17 protein-coding genes and 1 pseudogene are annotated in these 14,260 nt (G+C 53.6%); 13 read left to right on the top strand and 5 right to left on the bottom strand.

Annotated features, from left to right (window positions below; genetic code table 11):
* Positions 1-96 precede the first annotated feature (96 nt).
* Entirely contained in the window at positions 97-468 is a 372-nt protein-coding gene (locus H8F21_RS29490; protein WP_236042871.1) for a RidA family protein, read from the bottom strand.
* Between the two features lie 100 nt (positions 469-568).
* Here H8F21_RS29490 and H8F21_RS29485 point away from each other — a divergent pair.
* Positions 569-688 (top strand): annotated as a pseudogene (locus H8F21_RS29485) (short-chain dehydrogenase); the annotation flags it as partial.
* Positions 689-690: 2 nt separating this feature from the next.
* On the opposite strand, the gene H8F21_RS04370 reads toward H8F21_RS29485, so the two are convergent.
* Positions 691-1,026, bottom strand: a complete 336-nt coding sequence (locus H8F21_RS04370; RefSeq protein ID WP_203478344.1) for a hypothetical protein — start codon at positions 1,024-1,026, stop codon at positions 691-693.
* 203 nt (positions 1,027-1,229) lie between these two features.
* On the opposite strand from H8F21_RS04370, the gene H8F21_RS04365 reads away from it, so the two are divergent.
* The 5 genes from H8F21_RS04365 (at position 1,230) to H8F21_RS04345 (ending at position 5,383) form a co-directional block, all read left to right on the top strand.
* On the top strand, positions 1,230-1,724 hold the full coding sequence (locus H8F21_RS04365) for a GNAT family N-acetyltransferase (RefSeq protein ID WP_203478342.1): 495 nt from the start codon (positions 1,230-1,232) through the stop codon (positions 1,722-1,724).
* A 91-nt stretch (positions 1,725-1,815) separates the two neighbouring features.
* Positions 1,816-2,373: a GNAT family N-acetyltransferase gene (locus H8F21_RS04360; protein ID WP_203478341.1), complete on the top strand. Its 558-nt coding sequence runs from the start codon at positions 1,816-1,818 to the stop codon at positions 2,371-2,373.
* A 295-nt stretch (positions 2,374-2,668) separates the two neighbouring features.
* The gene (locus tag H8F21_RS04355) at positions 2,669-3,565 is read left to right on the top strand and encodes a GGDEF domain-containing protein (protein WP_203584076.1); all 897 of its coding nucleotides are present in this window, start codon (positions 2,669-2,671) and stop codon (positions 3,563-3,565) included.
* A gap of 143 nt (positions 3,566-3,708) precedes the next feature.
* Positions 3,709-4,674 carry a sensor domain-containing diguanylate cyclase gene (locus tag H8F21_RS04350; protein ID WP_203478339.1) on the top strand — a complete coding sequence of 322 codons (966 nt, stop codon included), beginning with the start codon at positions 3,709-3,711 and terminating at the stop codon, positions 4,672-4,674.
* 76 nt (positions 4,675-4,750) lie between these two features.
* Positions 4,751-5,383 carry a hypothetical protein gene (locus H8F21_RS04345; RefSeq protein WP_203478337.1) on the top strand — a complete coding sequence of 211 codons (633 nt, stop codon included), beginning with the start codon at positions 4,751-4,753 and terminating at the stop codon, positions 5,381-5,383.
* Here the strand turns inward: H8F21_RS04345 and H8F21_RS04340 are convergent.
* Complete coding sequence (locus H8F21_RS04340) at positions 5,376-5,567, bottom strand: hypothetical protein (protein WP_136475773.1); 192 nt, start codon at positions 5,565-5,567, stop codon at positions 5,376-5,378. The genes H8F21_RS04345 and H8F21_RS04340 overlap by 8 nt on opposite strands.
* Before the next feature lie 131 nt (positions 5,568-5,698).
* Here H8F21_RS04340 and H8F21_RS04335 point away from each other — a divergent pair, with 131 nt between their 5' ends.
* The 3 genes from H8F21_RS04335 to H8F21_RS04325 all read left to right on the top strand — a co-directional run bounded on the left by H8F21_RS04335 (position 5,699) and on the right by H8F21_RS04325 (position 8,350).
* Positions 5,699-6,682 carry a DUF1852 domain-containing protein gene (locus H8F21_RS04335; protein ID WP_203584075.1) on the top strand — a complete coding sequence of 328 codons (984 nt, stop codon included), beginning with the start codon at positions 5,699-5,701 and terminating at the stop codon, positions 6,680-6,682.
* A 26-nt stretch (positions 6,683-6,708) separates the two neighbouring features.
* Positions 6,709-7,743 (top strand): methionine synthase, encoded by a 1,035-nt coding sequence (locus H8F21_RS04330; protein WP_203584074.1) that lies wholly within the window; start codon positions 6,709-6,711, stop codon positions 7,741-7,743.
* A 97-nt stretch (positions 7,744-7,840) separates the two neighbouring features.
* Positions 7,841-8,350 carry a flavin reductase family protein gene (locus H8F21_RS04325; protein ID WP_203478620.1) on the top strand — a complete coding sequence of 170 codons (510 nt, stop codon included), beginning with the start codon at positions 7,841-7,843 and terminating at the stop codon, positions 8,348-8,350.
* 111 nt (positions 8,351-8,461) lie between these two features.
* Here the strand turns inward: H8F21_RS04325 and cynR are convergent, their stop codons facing one another.
* The gene (cynR, locus tag H8F21_RS04320; protein ID WP_203478331.1) at positions 8,462-9,361 is read right to left on the bottom strand and encodes a transcriptional regulator CynR; all 900 of its coding nucleotides are present in this window, start codon (positions 9,359-9,361) and stop codon (positions 8,462-8,464) included.
* A gap of 111 nt (positions 9,362-9,472) precedes the next feature.
* Here cynR and H8F21_RS04315 point away from each other — a divergent pair, with 111 nt between their 5' ends.
* The 4 genes from H8F21_RS04315 (at position 9,473) to H8F21_RS04300 (ending at position 12,209) form a co-directional block, all read left to right on the top strand.
* Positions 9,473-10,114 (top strand): carbonic anhydrase, encoded by a 642-nt coding sequence (locus tag H8F21_RS04315; protein ID WP_203478329.1) that lies wholly within the window; start codon positions 9,473-9,475, stop codon positions 10,112-10,114.
* Positions 10,115-10,143: 29 nt separating this feature from the next.
* Positions 10,144-10,614 carry a cyanase gene (gene cynS / locus H8F21_RS04310; protein ID WP_203478327.1) on the top strand — a complete coding sequence of 157 codons (471 nt, stop codon included), beginning with the start codon at positions 10,144-10,146 and terminating at the stop codon, positions 10,612-10,614.
* A gap of 74 nt (positions 10,615-10,688) precedes the next feature.
* Positions 10,689-10,928 carry a DUF2790 domain-containing protein gene (locus H8F21_RS04305; protein ID WP_203478326.1) on the top strand — a complete coding sequence of 80 codons (240 nt, stop codon included), beginning with the start codon at positions 10,689-10,691 and terminating at the stop codon, positions 10,926-10,928.
* Positions 10,929-10,985: 57 nt separating this feature from the next.
* A complete protein-coding gene (locus H8F21_RS04300) occupies positions 10,986-12,209 on the top strand; it encodes an amidohydrolase family protein (RefSeq protein WP_203478325.1) in 1,224 nt (407 codons plus the stop codon).
* A gap of 182 nt (positions 12,210-12,391) precedes the next feature.
* Here H8F21_RS04300 and H8F21_RS04295 read toward each other — a convergent pair whose 3' ends face one another.
* Complete coding sequence (locus H8F21_RS04295) at positions 12,392-13,645, bottom strand: ferredoxin reductase family protein (protein WP_203478324.1); 1,254 nt, start codon at positions 13,643-13,645, stop codon at positions 12,392-12,394.
* Positions 13,646-14,260 lie beyond the last annotated feature (615 nt).

Genomic DNA, 14,260 nt, shown 5'->3' with positions numbered 1-14,260 from the left:
TTCGTAGCGTCTGCCGTTGAAATAGCATCACCATGATGGTGACGCGCTCCTCGGTACTCAGGTGACTGTATTGGGTAGACATGACAACACCTTACATCAGGTGTTGCACTTGCTCCTTGAGGCCGCCCATTGCTCTGCCTGCACCTGTACACCGCCGGTGACCAGGTTGCCGCTGGCTGGATCGATCGGTAACTGAGCTGAAAGATTGTTGTAATGAGAAAACGCGGTGGTTTGTGAATAAGGGCCAATACTTTTCGGGGCATTATCGGTGTTTCTTGCTAACACTGCGTTATAGCCACTCATAATATCTATTCCCGTTTTAGTGCCATTGGGTAGGTCGCGTGGCAATAATGCGTTCCACTCCTTCGCAACTGCTGTTGCCAGCGGGTTATTCCTGAGTTGGATATCGGGTCTATGTGGTGCAGGCATTGTAAAAGCGTCAAGCGGTGGTTCATTGATCAGCGGCAAGTGTAGTGGTGTATCTGCGCTTCGCCATCTTCAGACAGGGTGCGTTGTCGAGTCGACATCTCGGGGCTAGGCTGCTGCGCGCGGCGCGTGCATCAAACCGGCAGTCTTGCTCGCCTCAGATGAAGCGACGTACATCACCGGCAGCGAGTTCAATATCGATGGTGGCCTGTTGGCAGGTACGGCCGCTACGCCCTCCGTGGCGGACGATGGTGCAATTTAGGTTTACTTCATCGTGATGGCCCACGTGATAAAGCCCGCAATTCCCGTGGTGCAGGTCAGGGCCGTAAGAAACAGGCCGTCGATCAATTTTTCCAGCATGTGATTTCGGTTCAACTTTCGCGTGCGTAAGGCCCAGTACGACAACAGTGTTGTGATCAAGTACAAAATGGCATTAATCGCAAGAAAGTCATCGCCCAGAGAGTCCTCACTTCTCAATGTGCTGACCACTTGAAAAATCCCGATAACCGTAATGCAGACGCCCACCATCGCGGCGGAGGCAGTAAAAATATGAACACAAACGTCTTCATTCAGGCTGACAGGAGACTTTGTATCACTCATGGCATTTTCCCTCGCAAGGGTTAATAACCGGATGTAATAGCCAGAGGTGGATGGACAACCGCGCACCCCTGTGCAGTGTATAACAGGCATGAGGCGCGTAAGAACTGGGCCGCATGGCCAAACTGTAACGCTGTACCCCGAAAGAAAACGGGACTGAAGCGAGTTATTTCTATTATGTTGTTCGTATTTCAATCGAGACCGCCATGACAACGCCCATCTTCCGAAATGCGACTGCACAAGATACCGATCGCTGCTTCCAGATCGAGACCGAGGCCTACGAAGGCGATGAGGCGGCGACCAGGGAAAAAATCGCCATTCGAATCGAGCAATATTCCCAAGGCTTCCAGATCATGGAGCTTGGCGGCCAGGTCATTGGTTTCATCAACTGTGGTTGCGCTCACAAGGTCGTGATGTCCGACGAAGCCTTCAAGGAGTTGATTGGGCACGATAGCGAGGCACCCAACGTGGTTATCATGTCGGTTGTGATAGACCCGGCTCACCAAGGTAAAGGCTACGCCTCATTAATGATGCGCACCTTTATTCAAAGCATGCGGGCCAAAGGCAAACGATCCATCCATTTGATGTGCAAGGAGCGTCACGTGGCGCTTTACGCGCGTATGGGATACCGGTATGTACAGCCTTCGGCGTCCGATCACGGCGGTATGTCGTGGCATGAGATGGTGATGGATATTCAATGACTTCAAGGGGGCAGCTCCAGGCCTCGCTGGCATTTGAAGCCGAACCGGCAGGCCACAAAACCTTTACGCCACCTGCACAGGAATGAATGCTATGGATTGCCTTCCAACGTTGCTCACCGATCGCCTGATTCTCACGCCCTTGCAACTAGACGATGCAGCTGAAATACAGGAGCTGTTTGCGCAATGGGAGGTTGTTCGTTATCTCGATAGTCGTGTGCCTTGGCCGTATCCGGATAACGGAGCGCTCGTGTATGTGCGTGATGTTGCCCTGCCAGCGATGGCTGCGGGCCGCGAGTGGCATTGGATGATCCGAACCAAAAGCCAACCCGGGCGTTGCATTGGAAGTATCAGTCTGTACGAACAGTCTGGGAACAACAGAGGCTTCTGGCTTGCACCACAGTGGTGGGGCAATGGCTACATGCGGGAGGCGTGCAAGATCATTAACGCTTACTGGTTCGAAACACTGTCGCGTCCGCTTATGCAGGTGCCCAAGGCCGTCGACAACATCGCATCACGAAAAGTATCGGAGCACGAGGGAATGCGTATGGTAGGGGGGCGAGAGGGTCATTTTGTCTCTGGGCCCATGCAGGTAGAAATATGGGAAATCACACGAAATGAATGGCTCGAGCGGGCTCATAACGGCCTTTAGCCAGTAGACAATGGGGGCGGCGTCTCGTACCGTGTAGAGCGCAAGCTTGGTGTCAGTCTTTTTGTACGCCTGGACTGCCAGCGATTAGTAAACACCTGAAGAGTGGAACTCATAAGCGGGCCGCAAGGAAGCAAAAGACATGCAAGCAATGCATTCACATAGCCCTTACAAAGTCGACGCTCGTCCCGGGTTTTGGCAACTTTCAATGCGTTGCTGCTTATTGGCGGGGAGCGTTGATGTCGCCTTTTTCTTTATTTTTCTTACGCTTGACTCCCCCATTCTGGCCTGGATAAACGTGATCAGCGTGGCCATGTATGTGAGCGCCTATCGTGCGCTTACCCAGCGGCGCAATCGGCTTGGCTTCGTGTTGATTCAAACCGAAGTGCTTGTGCATGCAGGCCTGGGCACGGTGCTGATTGGTTGGGAAAGTGGCTTTCACTATTATTTGCTGATGTTCATTCCAGCGCTGTTCGTCAGCACGCGCGCCCGCATCGCATGGATCCTCGCTGGATGTTTGTGGGTCTACTACGCGGGACTGCATGTACTCATGTGGTATGTGCAACCGTTGCAACCCATCCCCTCGAACGCCTTGTTGGGTGTGAATATTTTCAACCTGACCGTGGTGTTCTTCATGTTCAGCTATCTTGCGTTGTTCTATGTGATCACGGTAAATCGCGCGCACACAAAACTGTCGCGGATGGCAACGACAGACTCGTTGACCGGCTTGCTCAATCGCCGGCAGATCATTGCCCTGACCGAGAAGGTGCTGGCACGCCACCATAGGCACCCCACAGACCTCACCTTGATGTTGTTGGATATTGATCACTTCAAACAGATCAATGATGAGCACGGACACGATATCGGTGATCGAGTACTCATCGCTGTAAGCCAACACTTGCAAAGCGCAATGCGCGAACAGGACTTTATTGGTCGCTGGGGCGGTGAAGAGTTTCTTGGGGTGCTGCCGGACACTGATCTTGAGCAGGCGGCGGAAAGCGCTGAGCGCCTGCGCAAGGCAATCCAGGTGCTGGAGATTGACAGCCACGGCAAGAAAATCCAGGTGACACTGTCTATCGGCATCACCCAATACCGTGCAGACGAGGCGCTGAGCAATACCATTGCACGGGCCGATCACGCGCTTTACAAAGGCAAGTCGTCGGGGCGAAACAGGGTAGAAGCAATTCATGTTTGAACGCTCACTTTTGGCCGCGTCCGACTCATAGCGACCTATCGTGGAGGGGCGCTAATGGCCAGCGACAGTCGCTCGGTAGGTCTGCACGGCTGACTGCTCGGGACTAAAGTGGATTACTGATAGGGACCTGAGGGCTATTGTGTATGTCCGATGTGAGCGAGTTTATCAATGACAGTGAGGTGTACAGAGCCTTGCTGGAGTCGACCAAGGCGATTCCGTGGAAGATTGATTGGGCCTCGATGAAATTCGCTTATATCGGCCCTCAGATCGAAACGTTGCTGGGCTGGAGTCCTGAAAGTTGGGTGAGCGTGGAAGACTGGGCTATGCGCATGCATCCAGAAGATCGCGAATATGTGGTGAATTTCTGCGTGACACAATCCCAGGCTGGTATTGACCATGAGGCAGACTACCGAGCGCTGACCAAGGACAATGGCTATGTGTGGATTCGCGACGTTGTGCACGTGGTACGCAATGACAGGGGCGAGGTCGAAGCACTGATCGGTTTTATGTTCGACATCAGCGAACGCAAGAAGACCGAGGACCAATTGCTGAGCTTGCAGAAAGAGCTAGAGGTACTTTCGTTCAAGGACGGGTTGACCAACATTGCCAACCGCCGCCGCTTCGATAGCTGTTTCGAATTGGAGTGGGAGCGTGCGCGTCGCGAGCGCCAACCACTGTCTCTGCTGTTGTTGGACGTCGATTTTTTCAAGCAGTACAACGATTTGTACGGGCATATTCAAGGCGACAAATGTTTGATAGCGATTGCCCAGACGCTGAGTTTGGCATTGGACGGCCCTCGCGATTTAGTGGCTCGCTTTGGCGGCGAAGAGTTTATCGTGCTGCTGCCCGAAGCCGATGCCGAGGTGGCGCGTAAAGTGGCTGACCGCTGCCAGCGGTTGATTCAGAAGCAGTCCATCGTGCATGCGCTATCTCCACATGGCCACCGCGTCACTGTCAGCATAGGCGCGGGCTCGGTCGTGCCAGGAGAGCGGGAAAAGCCTACAGACTTCATCAAAGCCGTAGACCAGCAGCTTTATGCCGCTAAAAACAATGGACGGCACCGCATTGAATATGTGGAGTTGGAGGGGTTGGCGGGTCTGCAGTTGTAATATGAGATTAAGTTATAACGTTATTGTGTACTGATTGTAATAAAGTTAAATTAAAAAACATGCGTTGGATTGATTCATGAAAAGTATTTTGATTGCAGCTGTCTTGTTTGGTTCTGCGCTTTCCTTGAAGGTTTCCGCGAACGCATTGGAAGTCGAGCATACGCTAATTGAGCAGCGCTGGTATGCTTTCAATGAAGTGGTAGAAAAGCGAAATAGATATGAGCGGGTAGATCTTTCCCGCGGGTACATCGAATATTACTTCGAGGGTGATAAGTACGACCGAAAATATCCAGAAGAGAACGTGTCGTCGCGTGCAAAGTTTTATGCTAATCATGGGGCCGTTGGAACCTATGCGGCTGCTGATTATGAGACTGCATTAGACAAGGCGTGCGTGGATGTTGTGTCTGGCTCTCTAGAATCATTTAGAGGTAGCTACGAAAACTCCAAAAGATCTGACAGGCAACAATATAAGCGTATGGTTGTGGGCATAAGGTCTTTAACGTATAAAGGCCCTGAGTATAATTTCAAGAGCCCTTCGTCCTGGTCGCCCGTAGCGTTGCCGAAGGACAAAAGAAGCCTTCTGTGTGAGATTTATGAAGTCAAGAGTGAAGCGAGCGATGTGAAATACATTGTTTATGCGGCTTCAGTAGCAACCGCTATGTTTGACGAGATTCATACGGCGCCACTGCCCGATAAAAAGCTCAAGTAATAAACGTTTTTTGCGCTGCTGCTGCGGCAATCATTGCTGTGGCATTAGCTGAATCAACCCTGAGGCTGTGAGCTGCATAGTGGAAGCCTTTCTGGCGATAGCCCTTGGCGCTGATCCTTCCTTCGATCATGAACGCGTCTAATGTTCCGTTGAAATCAATTCGTTTTTGTTCATGCAGGTACACCCCATAAAATACGGGCTGCTCTTCACGATAGGTAACCTAAAGGCTGCCACGGGAGAAAACAGAACGTTGGCCACATCTGAAATGCAACCGGCTCATTCAGATCTGGCACGAAGAATAGGGTGGCGCACACGATGAACAAGGAATTCACCTTCTCTATCAAGAGCATCTGCTTTGATGAGAACTACGCTCCCTCGGACAGTACCCGAATCACGACTAACTTTGCCAATTTGGCCAGAGGGGCGAGCCGTGAAAATAATCTGCGCAATACGCTGAAGATGATAGACAACCGCTTCAATGCTCTGGCGCACTGGGACAACCCCAAAGGTGATCGTTACACGGTCGAGCTGGACATCATTTCCGCTGAAATGAAAATCGATGCGCAAAGCCGAGGCCATGCTATCCCTCTGATCGAAGTGTTGAAGACAACGGTTGTTGATCGAAAAACCGGGGAGCGTATCAACGGCATCGTTGGTAATAATTTCTCTTCCTACGTACGAGACTATGATTTCAGTGTGCGGTTGATGGAGCACAACAAGAACCAGGCCGGGTTCAGCACGCCAGACGACTTTGGCGATTTGCACGGGAAGCTATTCAAGTGCTTTGTCAATTCAAGTGCCTACAAGGCGCACTTTAACAAACCGGCTGTTATCTGCCTGAGCGTTTCGAGCGCCAGAACTTACCATCGAACCGAGAATCAGCATCCTGTGTTGGGCTTTGAGTACCAGCAGGACGCGTACTCGTTGACGGATGAGTATTTCAAGAAGATGGGTTTGAAGGTTCGCTATTTCATGCCGCCGAACAGCGCTGCGCCGCTGGCCTTTTATTTTTCAGGCGATCTGCTGGGTGACTACTCCAACCTAGAGCTGATTGGCACCATCAGCACGATGGATACCTTCCAGAAGATCTACCGGCCGGAGATCTATAACGCTAACTCGGCGGCTGGAAAAGTCTATCAGCCGAGCTTGAAGAACCAGGACTACTCGTTGACGCTGATCGTGTATGACCGAGAGGAGCGTAGTCGGCTGGCTACAGAGCAAGGAAAGTTTGCGGAAGAACAATTTATTAAGCCCTATCAAGCCGCACTTGAGCAGTGGTCTGTTAGCTGCGCTCATTGATTAATTGAAAGCTAAGGTCATCCTTCATGAAGAAACTGTTGCCCACTTCTACCGCTGGCAGCTTGCCCAAGTCGTCCTGGCTTGCTCAACCTGAGACCCTTTGGTCACCTTGGAAATTACAAGGTGATGAGCTGGTTGAGGGCAAGCAAGATGCACTGCGCCTGTCGCTGCATGAACAACAGCTGGCCGGAATCGATATCGTCAGCGACGGTGAGCAGACTCGTCAGCATTTCGTAACGACCTTTATCGAACACCTGGACGGCGTTGATTTCGAAAAACGTGAGACGGTAAGGATTCGTGATCGTTACGATGCGAGCGTGCCGACTGTGGTGGGTGCCGTCGCTCGGAAAAAGCCGGTCTTTGTTGAAGACGCCAAATTTTTGCGGCAGCAAACCGGACAGCCTATCAAGTGGGCCCTACCAGGGCCGATGACGATGATCGATACCCTTTACGATGCGCATTACAAGAGCCGTGAAAAACTGGCCTGGGAGTTTGCCAAGGTTCTCAACCAGGAAGCCAAAGAGCTGGAGGCTGCCGGGGTCGACATCATTCAGTTCGATGAGCCTGCATTTAACGTGTTTTTCGATGAGGTCAATGACTGGGGTGTTGCCACGCTGGAAAGAGCGATTGAAGGGCTTAAATGCGAAACCGCTGTGCATATCTGCTACGGCTATGGCATCAAAGCAAATACCGACTGGAAGAAGTCGCTGGGCTCGGAGTGGCGGCAGTATGAAGAAGCCTTTCCCAAGCTGCAAAAATCCAACATCGACATCGTCTCGCTGGAGTGTCACAACTCCCATGTTCCCATGGATCTGATCGAACTCATTCGAGGTAAGAAGGTGATGGTCGGTGCCATTGACGTGGCCAACCATGCCATCGAAACGCCCGAAGAAGTCGCCAATACCCTGCGAAAAGCACTTCAGTTCGTGGACGCCGACAAGCTCTACCCATGCACCAACTGCGGTATGGCGCCTCTGCCTCGTCGAGTCGCCAGCGGCAAGCTGAACGCCTTGAGTGCCGGCGCAGAGATCATTCGCCAAGAGCTTCTGAACGGGCGCTGAGCCGCTTTCACAATTGGAGAAGGCTGCAGACAGCCAGGTTGAATATTGGGCGGCTTCCAGCCTTTCTTCACGTTATCCGTACTTTTTAGGATCTGTCATGTCACTCCCTAGTAATGCCATCGAGCCTTTGAGCTTTCGCGAAGCGCTCGGGCACTACGCATCCGGTATTACAGTCATCTCGTCACACGTTGATGGCGAGGCGATAGGCTTCACCTGCCAATCGTTCTTTAGCGTGTCGATGAATCCGCCATTGGTGTCATTCAGCGTGATGTCCACCTCGGCCAGCTACCCCAAAATTCGCCAGGCAGGTCGATTCGCGGTCAATATCCTGTCGGGCGAGCAGGTCAATATCTCCAATCAGTTCGCTCGGCGAGGCACGGACAAATGGCACGGCGTCGACTGGCAGGAATCACCGCTGGGTAATCCGGTCATTGTTGGCAGTCTGCACTGGCTGGATTGCGAAATTCACGCCGAGCACGCTGCAGGTGATCACTTGATCGTGATTGGGGAAGTCAAGGCGTTAAAACTGCAAACAGCAGCTGCAAGGCAGCCATTGTTGTATTTCAAAGGGCAGTATCGAAACCTCGCCGTACTTGATGCGGTGTGAGCGTTAAATTTCGTGAGCTCAGGGATAGCAACCCCTTCGACATTGTCGCTTCGAGGGCGCTTCCCAACTTAGAAGCGGTCGCGGGCGCGATAAAAGCCCTTCGTATTCCTGCTATTCATTTGCCTTGTTGGTTAGACCTCCAGCCACTTCCTTGGCCAGCGCCATAAACGCCCGCGCAGCCGCGGATTGATAGACATTCTTGCGCTGCATCAGTACCGCTGTGCGTTCTAACCGATGCGGCCCTAACTCAACAGACACCAACTCTGGGTGCTCTCGCGCTATGGCGGCCGGCAGCAAGGTCGACAGCGTGGTTCTGCGAACCACCTCAATCAACGCACCAATCACATTGGCCTCCATCACCACCCGCGGGCGGATGCCGTGTTGGTTACAGTAACGGTCGATCTGCTCGCGGGTGGCGAACGCGTTGCTGAGTAGAATCAGCGATTGCGCATTCAGCGTCTCCAGATCGATAGCCCGCGCGCCGGCCAACGGATGTTGGCTACCAACGACCAAGGCAAGCGTTTCAACCAGCAGGGGATAGGCCTCGATGTCTGGCGCATGCCCCTCATCAAACGCAATCCCCACATCCAGTTCGTCTTTCAGCAGTAGGCTCTCCATGAGTTCCTGGGCGAGTTCATGCACGTTCAGCGTGATGTTGGGGTAGCGGCAGTGAAAGGCTTCCACCAACGGCCCAATCAGGTAGGTCGTGAAGGTTGGCGTCACCGCTATACGCAGCGTTCCTCGACTTAAATCGCCCACATCATGGATCGCGCGCTTGCCTTCGCGCAGCTCCTGCGCCGCCCGCAATGCATAACGCAGGTAAACCTCCCCAGCATCAGTCAGGCGTGTTTTGCGCCCTGAGCGATCAAACAACTGCGCGCCGAGGCTTTCCTCCAGCTGGCGTACTTGCTGCGACAGCGCCGGCTGCGAAACATGCAGTGCCGCCGCCGCACTGGTAAAGCCCTGATGTTCCGCGACCGCTAGAAAATACTGAATATGGCGCGCAAGCATGGTTGTGCCTATAAGATTATCTAATGTGCTTGATCATATATCAGACTTTTACCTTATTACACGCACTCCGTAACCTTTGCCTCATCGCAAAGCGAGCCAACGGAGTCAACCATGCAAGACATCATCGACGGTTTCCTTAAATTTCAGCGCAAAGCCTTTCCTGAACGCGCCGGTCTGTTCAAAGACCTGGCCAACCAGCAGAGCCCACGGGCGTTATTCATCTCTTGCTCTGACAGCCGGTTGGTGCCGGAGCTGGTCACGCAGCGTGAACCGGGCGACCTGTTCGTCATCCGCAACGCGGGCAACATCGTGCCGTCCTACGGCCCTGAGCCGGGCGGTGTGTCCGCTTCGGTGGAGTACGCCGTCGCAGCCTTGAAAGTCAGCGACATCGTGATCTGCGGGCATTCCGACTGCGGCGCCATGACCGCCATCGCCACTTGTAATTGCCTGGATCACATGCCCGCCGTGGCCGGCTGGTTGCGCTACGCCGATTCCGGTCGGGTGGTCAACGAGGCCCGTAATCATGTTGACCAGCAGGCCAGAGTCGCCTCGATGGTGCGTGAAAACGTCATCGCGCAGTTAGCCAATATTCAAACACATCCCTCGGTACGCCTCGCACTGGAAGAAAAACGCGTGACGTTACATGGCTGGGTCTACGACATCGAAAGCGGCTGCATCCAGGCCTTCGATAGCCGCACCAAAAAATTCGTGCCGCTGGCCGAAAACCCTATCGCTTGCGCTACTGCGCACTAACCCTGATTTCTACCCACGGAGATATCACCATGATCCAGTCACAAAATAGTCAAAACGCTCGCCTTGCCCTGACCGAAGTCATCCTTTTGGCCAAGGCCCGCAAAGACCTGTCGTTCGCTCAGATTGCCGAAGGCACCGGCCTGCACGAAGCCTTTGTCACCGCCGCCTTGCTCGGCCAACACCCACTGCCGGCCAACGCTGCCCACGTGGTTGCCGAAATCCTGGGTCTCGACGCAGATGCCGCGCTCCTGCTGCAGAGCATCCCGCTACGCGGCAGCATCGGCAACGGCATTCCCACCGACCCTACCGTTTACCGCTTCTACGAAATGATTCAGGTATACGGCACCACGCTCAAGGCTCTGGTTCACGAGAAATTTGGCGACGGCATCATCAGCGCCATCAACTTCAAACTGGATGTCAAGAAGGTCGATGATCCAGATGGCGGCTCCCGCGCGGTGATCACCTTGGATGGCAAGTACTTGCCGACCAAACCGTTCTGATCGCTCGCCCCATGGGCCCGGCGCTGCATAGCTGCCGGGCTTCATCTTAGAAGTCTGGAAGAAGGCATCTGAACTTGAAAGCGTTACTTGTAATGATATTCGGCGTTTTTTGTGCTGCGGCGATGGCCGATGAGCCGCTACCGATTGAGCAATACAGCTATTCCCAGCATCTGGACATCGACCACGTCATTTCCATCAGTGAAGTCCCGAACGTCTGCGCCGTGGTACCCGTGCGTATGACCTATGAAGACTCCAAGGGCCAGAAGCACATTCTTGAATACCGAGTGATGGGTAACGGCTGTTCCAACGGTTGAGCTGCCCATAGTTTTTTTTCGATGCGCCTGAGGGCAACAATATAGAGAGCTAACGTCATGGATTTAATCTTTCGCAATGTACGCATCGACGATACAAAACCACTGATGGACGTAGCGGTGCACAACGGCAAAATTATTGAAGTTGCGCCGACAATTTCAGCGCAAGCTAAGCAGGAAATCCAGGGGCACGGCAAGGTGCTGATCCCGGGTTTTGTCGAAGGGCACCTGCACCTGGAAAAAGCCAATATCATGCACCGCAAGGCCAATCGCTCCGGCACATTGAAAGAGGCGATAGCGGTTACCGCCCAGCTTAAACCCACTTTGACTCGCGACGACATTTTCGAGCGTTCGACTCAAGCACTACGTGCATTGGTGCAGGCCGGCACCACCCACGTCCGAGCCCACGCTGAATTCGATCCGGTACAAGGCTTCACTGGCTTTGATGTGGTACTGGAGTTGCGCGATAAGCTGCGTGATGTAATCGACATCCAAGTGGTGGCTTTCCCGCAGGAAGGGATTCTGAAACTACCGGGCATGCAAGCAATGATGGTTGAGGCCATGGAGAAAGGCGCAGATGTAGTGGGCGGTATTCCTTACAACGATGACTCGGCCCATGAACACATCGACTACGTATTCAACCTGGCCAAGCGCTACGGCAAGGACATCGACTTCCATCAGGATTTCGCCGACAACGCCGAGCACATGACCATTGAATACCTCGCGCGCAAGACTATCGAGGAAGGCTATCAAGGGCGTGTGTGTGTTGGTCACCTGACTAGCCTCAGCGCAGTGCCACCGCCCAAACAGCGGGAGATTATTGCCTTGATTCGTGAGGCCGGCATCAGCGTCATGTGCCTGCCCGCCACCGACTTGCACCTCGGTGCGCGCGGCGACGGCCACAACGTACGCCGCACCCTGACGCCGGTGCGGGCACTGCGTGACGGCGGCGTGAATGTGTGCCTTGCCACCAACAATATCCGCAATGCGTTTACCCCGTTTGGCACCGGTGATTTGCTCAACATCGCGCAATTGGCGATACCGGCCTGCCACCTTGGCGGGGCGGATGACCAGGCCACGGTGTTGTCGATGCTCACCACCCATCCGGCGAAAGCGCTGAGGCTAAAGGATTATGGATTGGAGCCGGGTGCCTTTGCTGACTTGGTGTTGCTGGATACACATTCGGTTAGTGATGTAATTCTCGACCTGCCCACACGGTTGATGGTGCTTAAGCACGGGAAGATCGTGGCGACGTCGGTCTGTCAGCGCTCGGTGGTTTTCTGATCACGCGTGCTTGCCTGAAGCAGTGGATACAACGTCAACGTGCGCACCTTCGTTCGCCAGCTTGCTCAAATTGTGCTGGGCCGCTATGGGGCCATCGCGGCCGACCCGTACAGGTCGTAAATTGAATATCTGCGACCTGAGCACCCGCTCCTGGGCGCATGCTCAGGCCTGTTACGCCGGGTTTAACGGAATTCGAAAAGTTCGAAGTGCAGGTTTTCTTTCGGGATCCGGTTGATATCCATTAGCTCCTGTACCTTTTCCAGTAAACCTTTGGGGCCGCAAAAACTTACGTGAAGCTTGTGTGGTTTGGTTTGAGCTACCGCTTGGCGCAGCGTTTCGGCCAACTGTTCGACACCCCCGGCATTACCAACAAATTGAGCCCCACGCATCTCTGCCATGGCTTGCAACTCTTCGGGCGGAGGGAAGGCGCGTGAAGGCGTGAAGCAATAAACCAGCGTCGCTTTTTCGAAGTCTGTTGCGTCTGGGTCTTGCAACCAGGAAATGAAGGGCGAAATGCCCACACCTGCGCCGACCCATATTTCCCGCTCGGCTTGAAAGGCGCGCTTAAAACGACCGTAAGGGGCGTAAATAGTGGCGCACATGCCGACTTTGGCGCACTCGCAGAGCTTTTTGGTGTAATCCCCCAGCCCTCTGATCACGAACGAAATTTGCCCATTCGGACCGTTGGCGCTAGCGATCGTGAAGGGGTGTGGCTCGCGCAGGCCCTTTTGCTGCATGGCCAGAAATGCGAACTGCCCAGCGTTGAAGTCAAATCCTTTATGGATCGGCTCCAGCGTCAAATGCAGTGCATTTTTTTCTCTCTTTACAGCGGTCACCCGGTACTCGCCCGCGCGCGCAACAAATGGGTATAGCACCAGCTTGTAGAGGGCGGCGAGCACACCCAGCCCGCAGAGCAGCGTCAACCAGATACCCGAAGGGCTGAGCAGGGTGATCGGTGATTTGAAACTGAGCCAATGCAAAATCACAATCAGGAACAATGGGCCGGAAAGCTTGTGCCACCACCGCCATACGCGGTAAGGAATGTTGCGGTTCAGCGCCAGCAGCACGATTAGGCCCAGTGCAACATAGCTCAACTGGCGTACCAGTCGCGTCCAATATTTGGGTAGTTCCAGGATAGGCACACTGTTCCAAACATCCAGATTCGCTTTGAACACGAAATGATACGAGGCAAACACGAGCGCCCATATACCGAGCCACTTGTGGGACTCATAGACGCGATCCAGGCCACCAAAGAGACTCTCAACTACTCCCCAGCGACTGGCAAGTACGCAGGAAGCTGCCATGTAAACCAGGGCGGTAGCCCCGAGTACCAGGCTAAGGGTTGCTGACGTTAGCCAAGTATCGACAGGTACTTCTATCAGCACCGTGAGTGCCGTAATCAGTAAAATTCCGAGTATGCAATGCGAGGTTCTCAACGCGAATACTCCAACTACAAAACCGTTGTTACAAGACTGAAGTCTCACCCTACTTGGACGTTTCGGGAGCTTCAAACCTAGCAGCGCGCTGAAATTGTGATATGACCTCAGTCATAGCCTGGGCAAAAAATCGAGAAATACGTTTCTACACGCCAGGCTCCTGCACGGCGTACCAGCTTTTTTCCTGCGTACCTAAACCTGCATGTCCTCGTTGCTTTTGGCTAGACAATTGCGATGCCTCGAATATCCCAGTGGCTCCTGTTGGCCGATTGATACTCGTTACGAATGGCTGCTAATGGTCGATAGTGGTCAATTGCGGCGGGCGCCTTAGCCGAGTTGCCATAGGCAAGCTCAGGAGCTCTTTAGCGGGAGATGATGGTAAGTGCTCGGTTACAGTCACCATAATCTCCTGATGATTACATGACCCGTGTCTGGCGTTCCGCAGCACGCCACTAGCGGTCCGACGACCAACTCTCAAGTATGCTTCCACTCTTTCATCCGTAATTTTTTATTGACGCCCCAAATGCCTCCCCGTATTGTCCTTCCTCCCTCCTTTGCGGCTACCTCTGCCGTGAACCGCTCAGGCGTTAACTCGCGAAGCGGTCATACAAGTTG

The sequence above is a fragment of the Pseudomonas arcuscaelestis genome, from assembly GCF_016881005.1.
In the GTDB taxonomy this organism is placed as follows: Bacteria; Pseudomonadota; Gammaproteobacteria; order Pseudomonadales; family Pseudomonadaceae; genus Aquipseudomonas; species Aquipseudomonas arcuscaelestis.
Note: the sequence above shows the minus strand (reverse complement) of the source record. Positions and strands in the feature narration are given on the sequence as shown.

Coding starts and splice junctions, on each gene's coding strand:
- H8F21_RS04365 (WP_203478342.1), top strand. CDS start 1,230: ATGACAACGCCCATCTTCCGAAATGCGACTGCACAAGATACCGATCGC.
- H8F21_RS04300 (WP_203478325.1), top strand. CDS start 10,986: ATGGATTTAATCTTTCGCAATGTACGCATCGACGATACAAAACCACTG.
- cynS (WP_203478327.1), top strand. CDS start 10,144: ATGATCCAGTCACAAAATAGTCAAAACGCTCGCCTTGCCCTGACCGAA.
- H8F21_RS04345 (WP_203478337.1), top strand. CDS start 4,751: ATGAAAAGTATTTTGATTGCAGCTGTCTTGTTTGGTTCTGCGCTTTCC.
- H8F21_RS04360 (WP_203478341.1), top strand. CDS start 1,816: ATGGATTGCCTTCCAACGTTGCTCACCGATCGCCTGATTCTCACGCCC.
- H8F21_RS04325 (WP_203478620.1), top strand. CDS start 7,841: ATGTCACTCCCTAGTAATGCCATCGAGCCTTTGAGCTTTCGCGAAGCG.
- cynR (WP_203478331.1), bottom strand. CDS start 9,361: ATGCTTGCGCGCCATATTCAGTATTTTCTAGCGGTCGCGGAACATCAG.
- H8F21_RS04330 (WP_203584074.1), top strand. CDS start 6,709: ATGAAGAAACTGTTGCCCACTTCTACCGCTGGCAGCTTGCCCAAGTCG.
- H8F21_RS04350 (WP_203478339.1), top strand. CDS start 3,709: ATGTCCGATGTGAGCGAGTTTATCAATGACAGTGAGGTGTACAGAGCC.
- H8F21_RS04335 (WP_203584075.1), top strand. CDS start 5,699: ATGAACAAGGAATTCACCTTCTCTATCAAGAGCATCTGCTTTGATGAG.
- H8F21_RS04370 (WP_203478344.1), bottom strand. CDS start 1,026: ATGAGTGATACAAAGTCTCCTGTCAGCCTGAATGAAGACGTTTGTGTT.
- H8F21_RS04315 (WP_203478329.1), top strand. CDS start 9,473: ATGCAAGACATCATCGACGGTTTCCTTAAATTTCAGCGCAAAGCCTTT.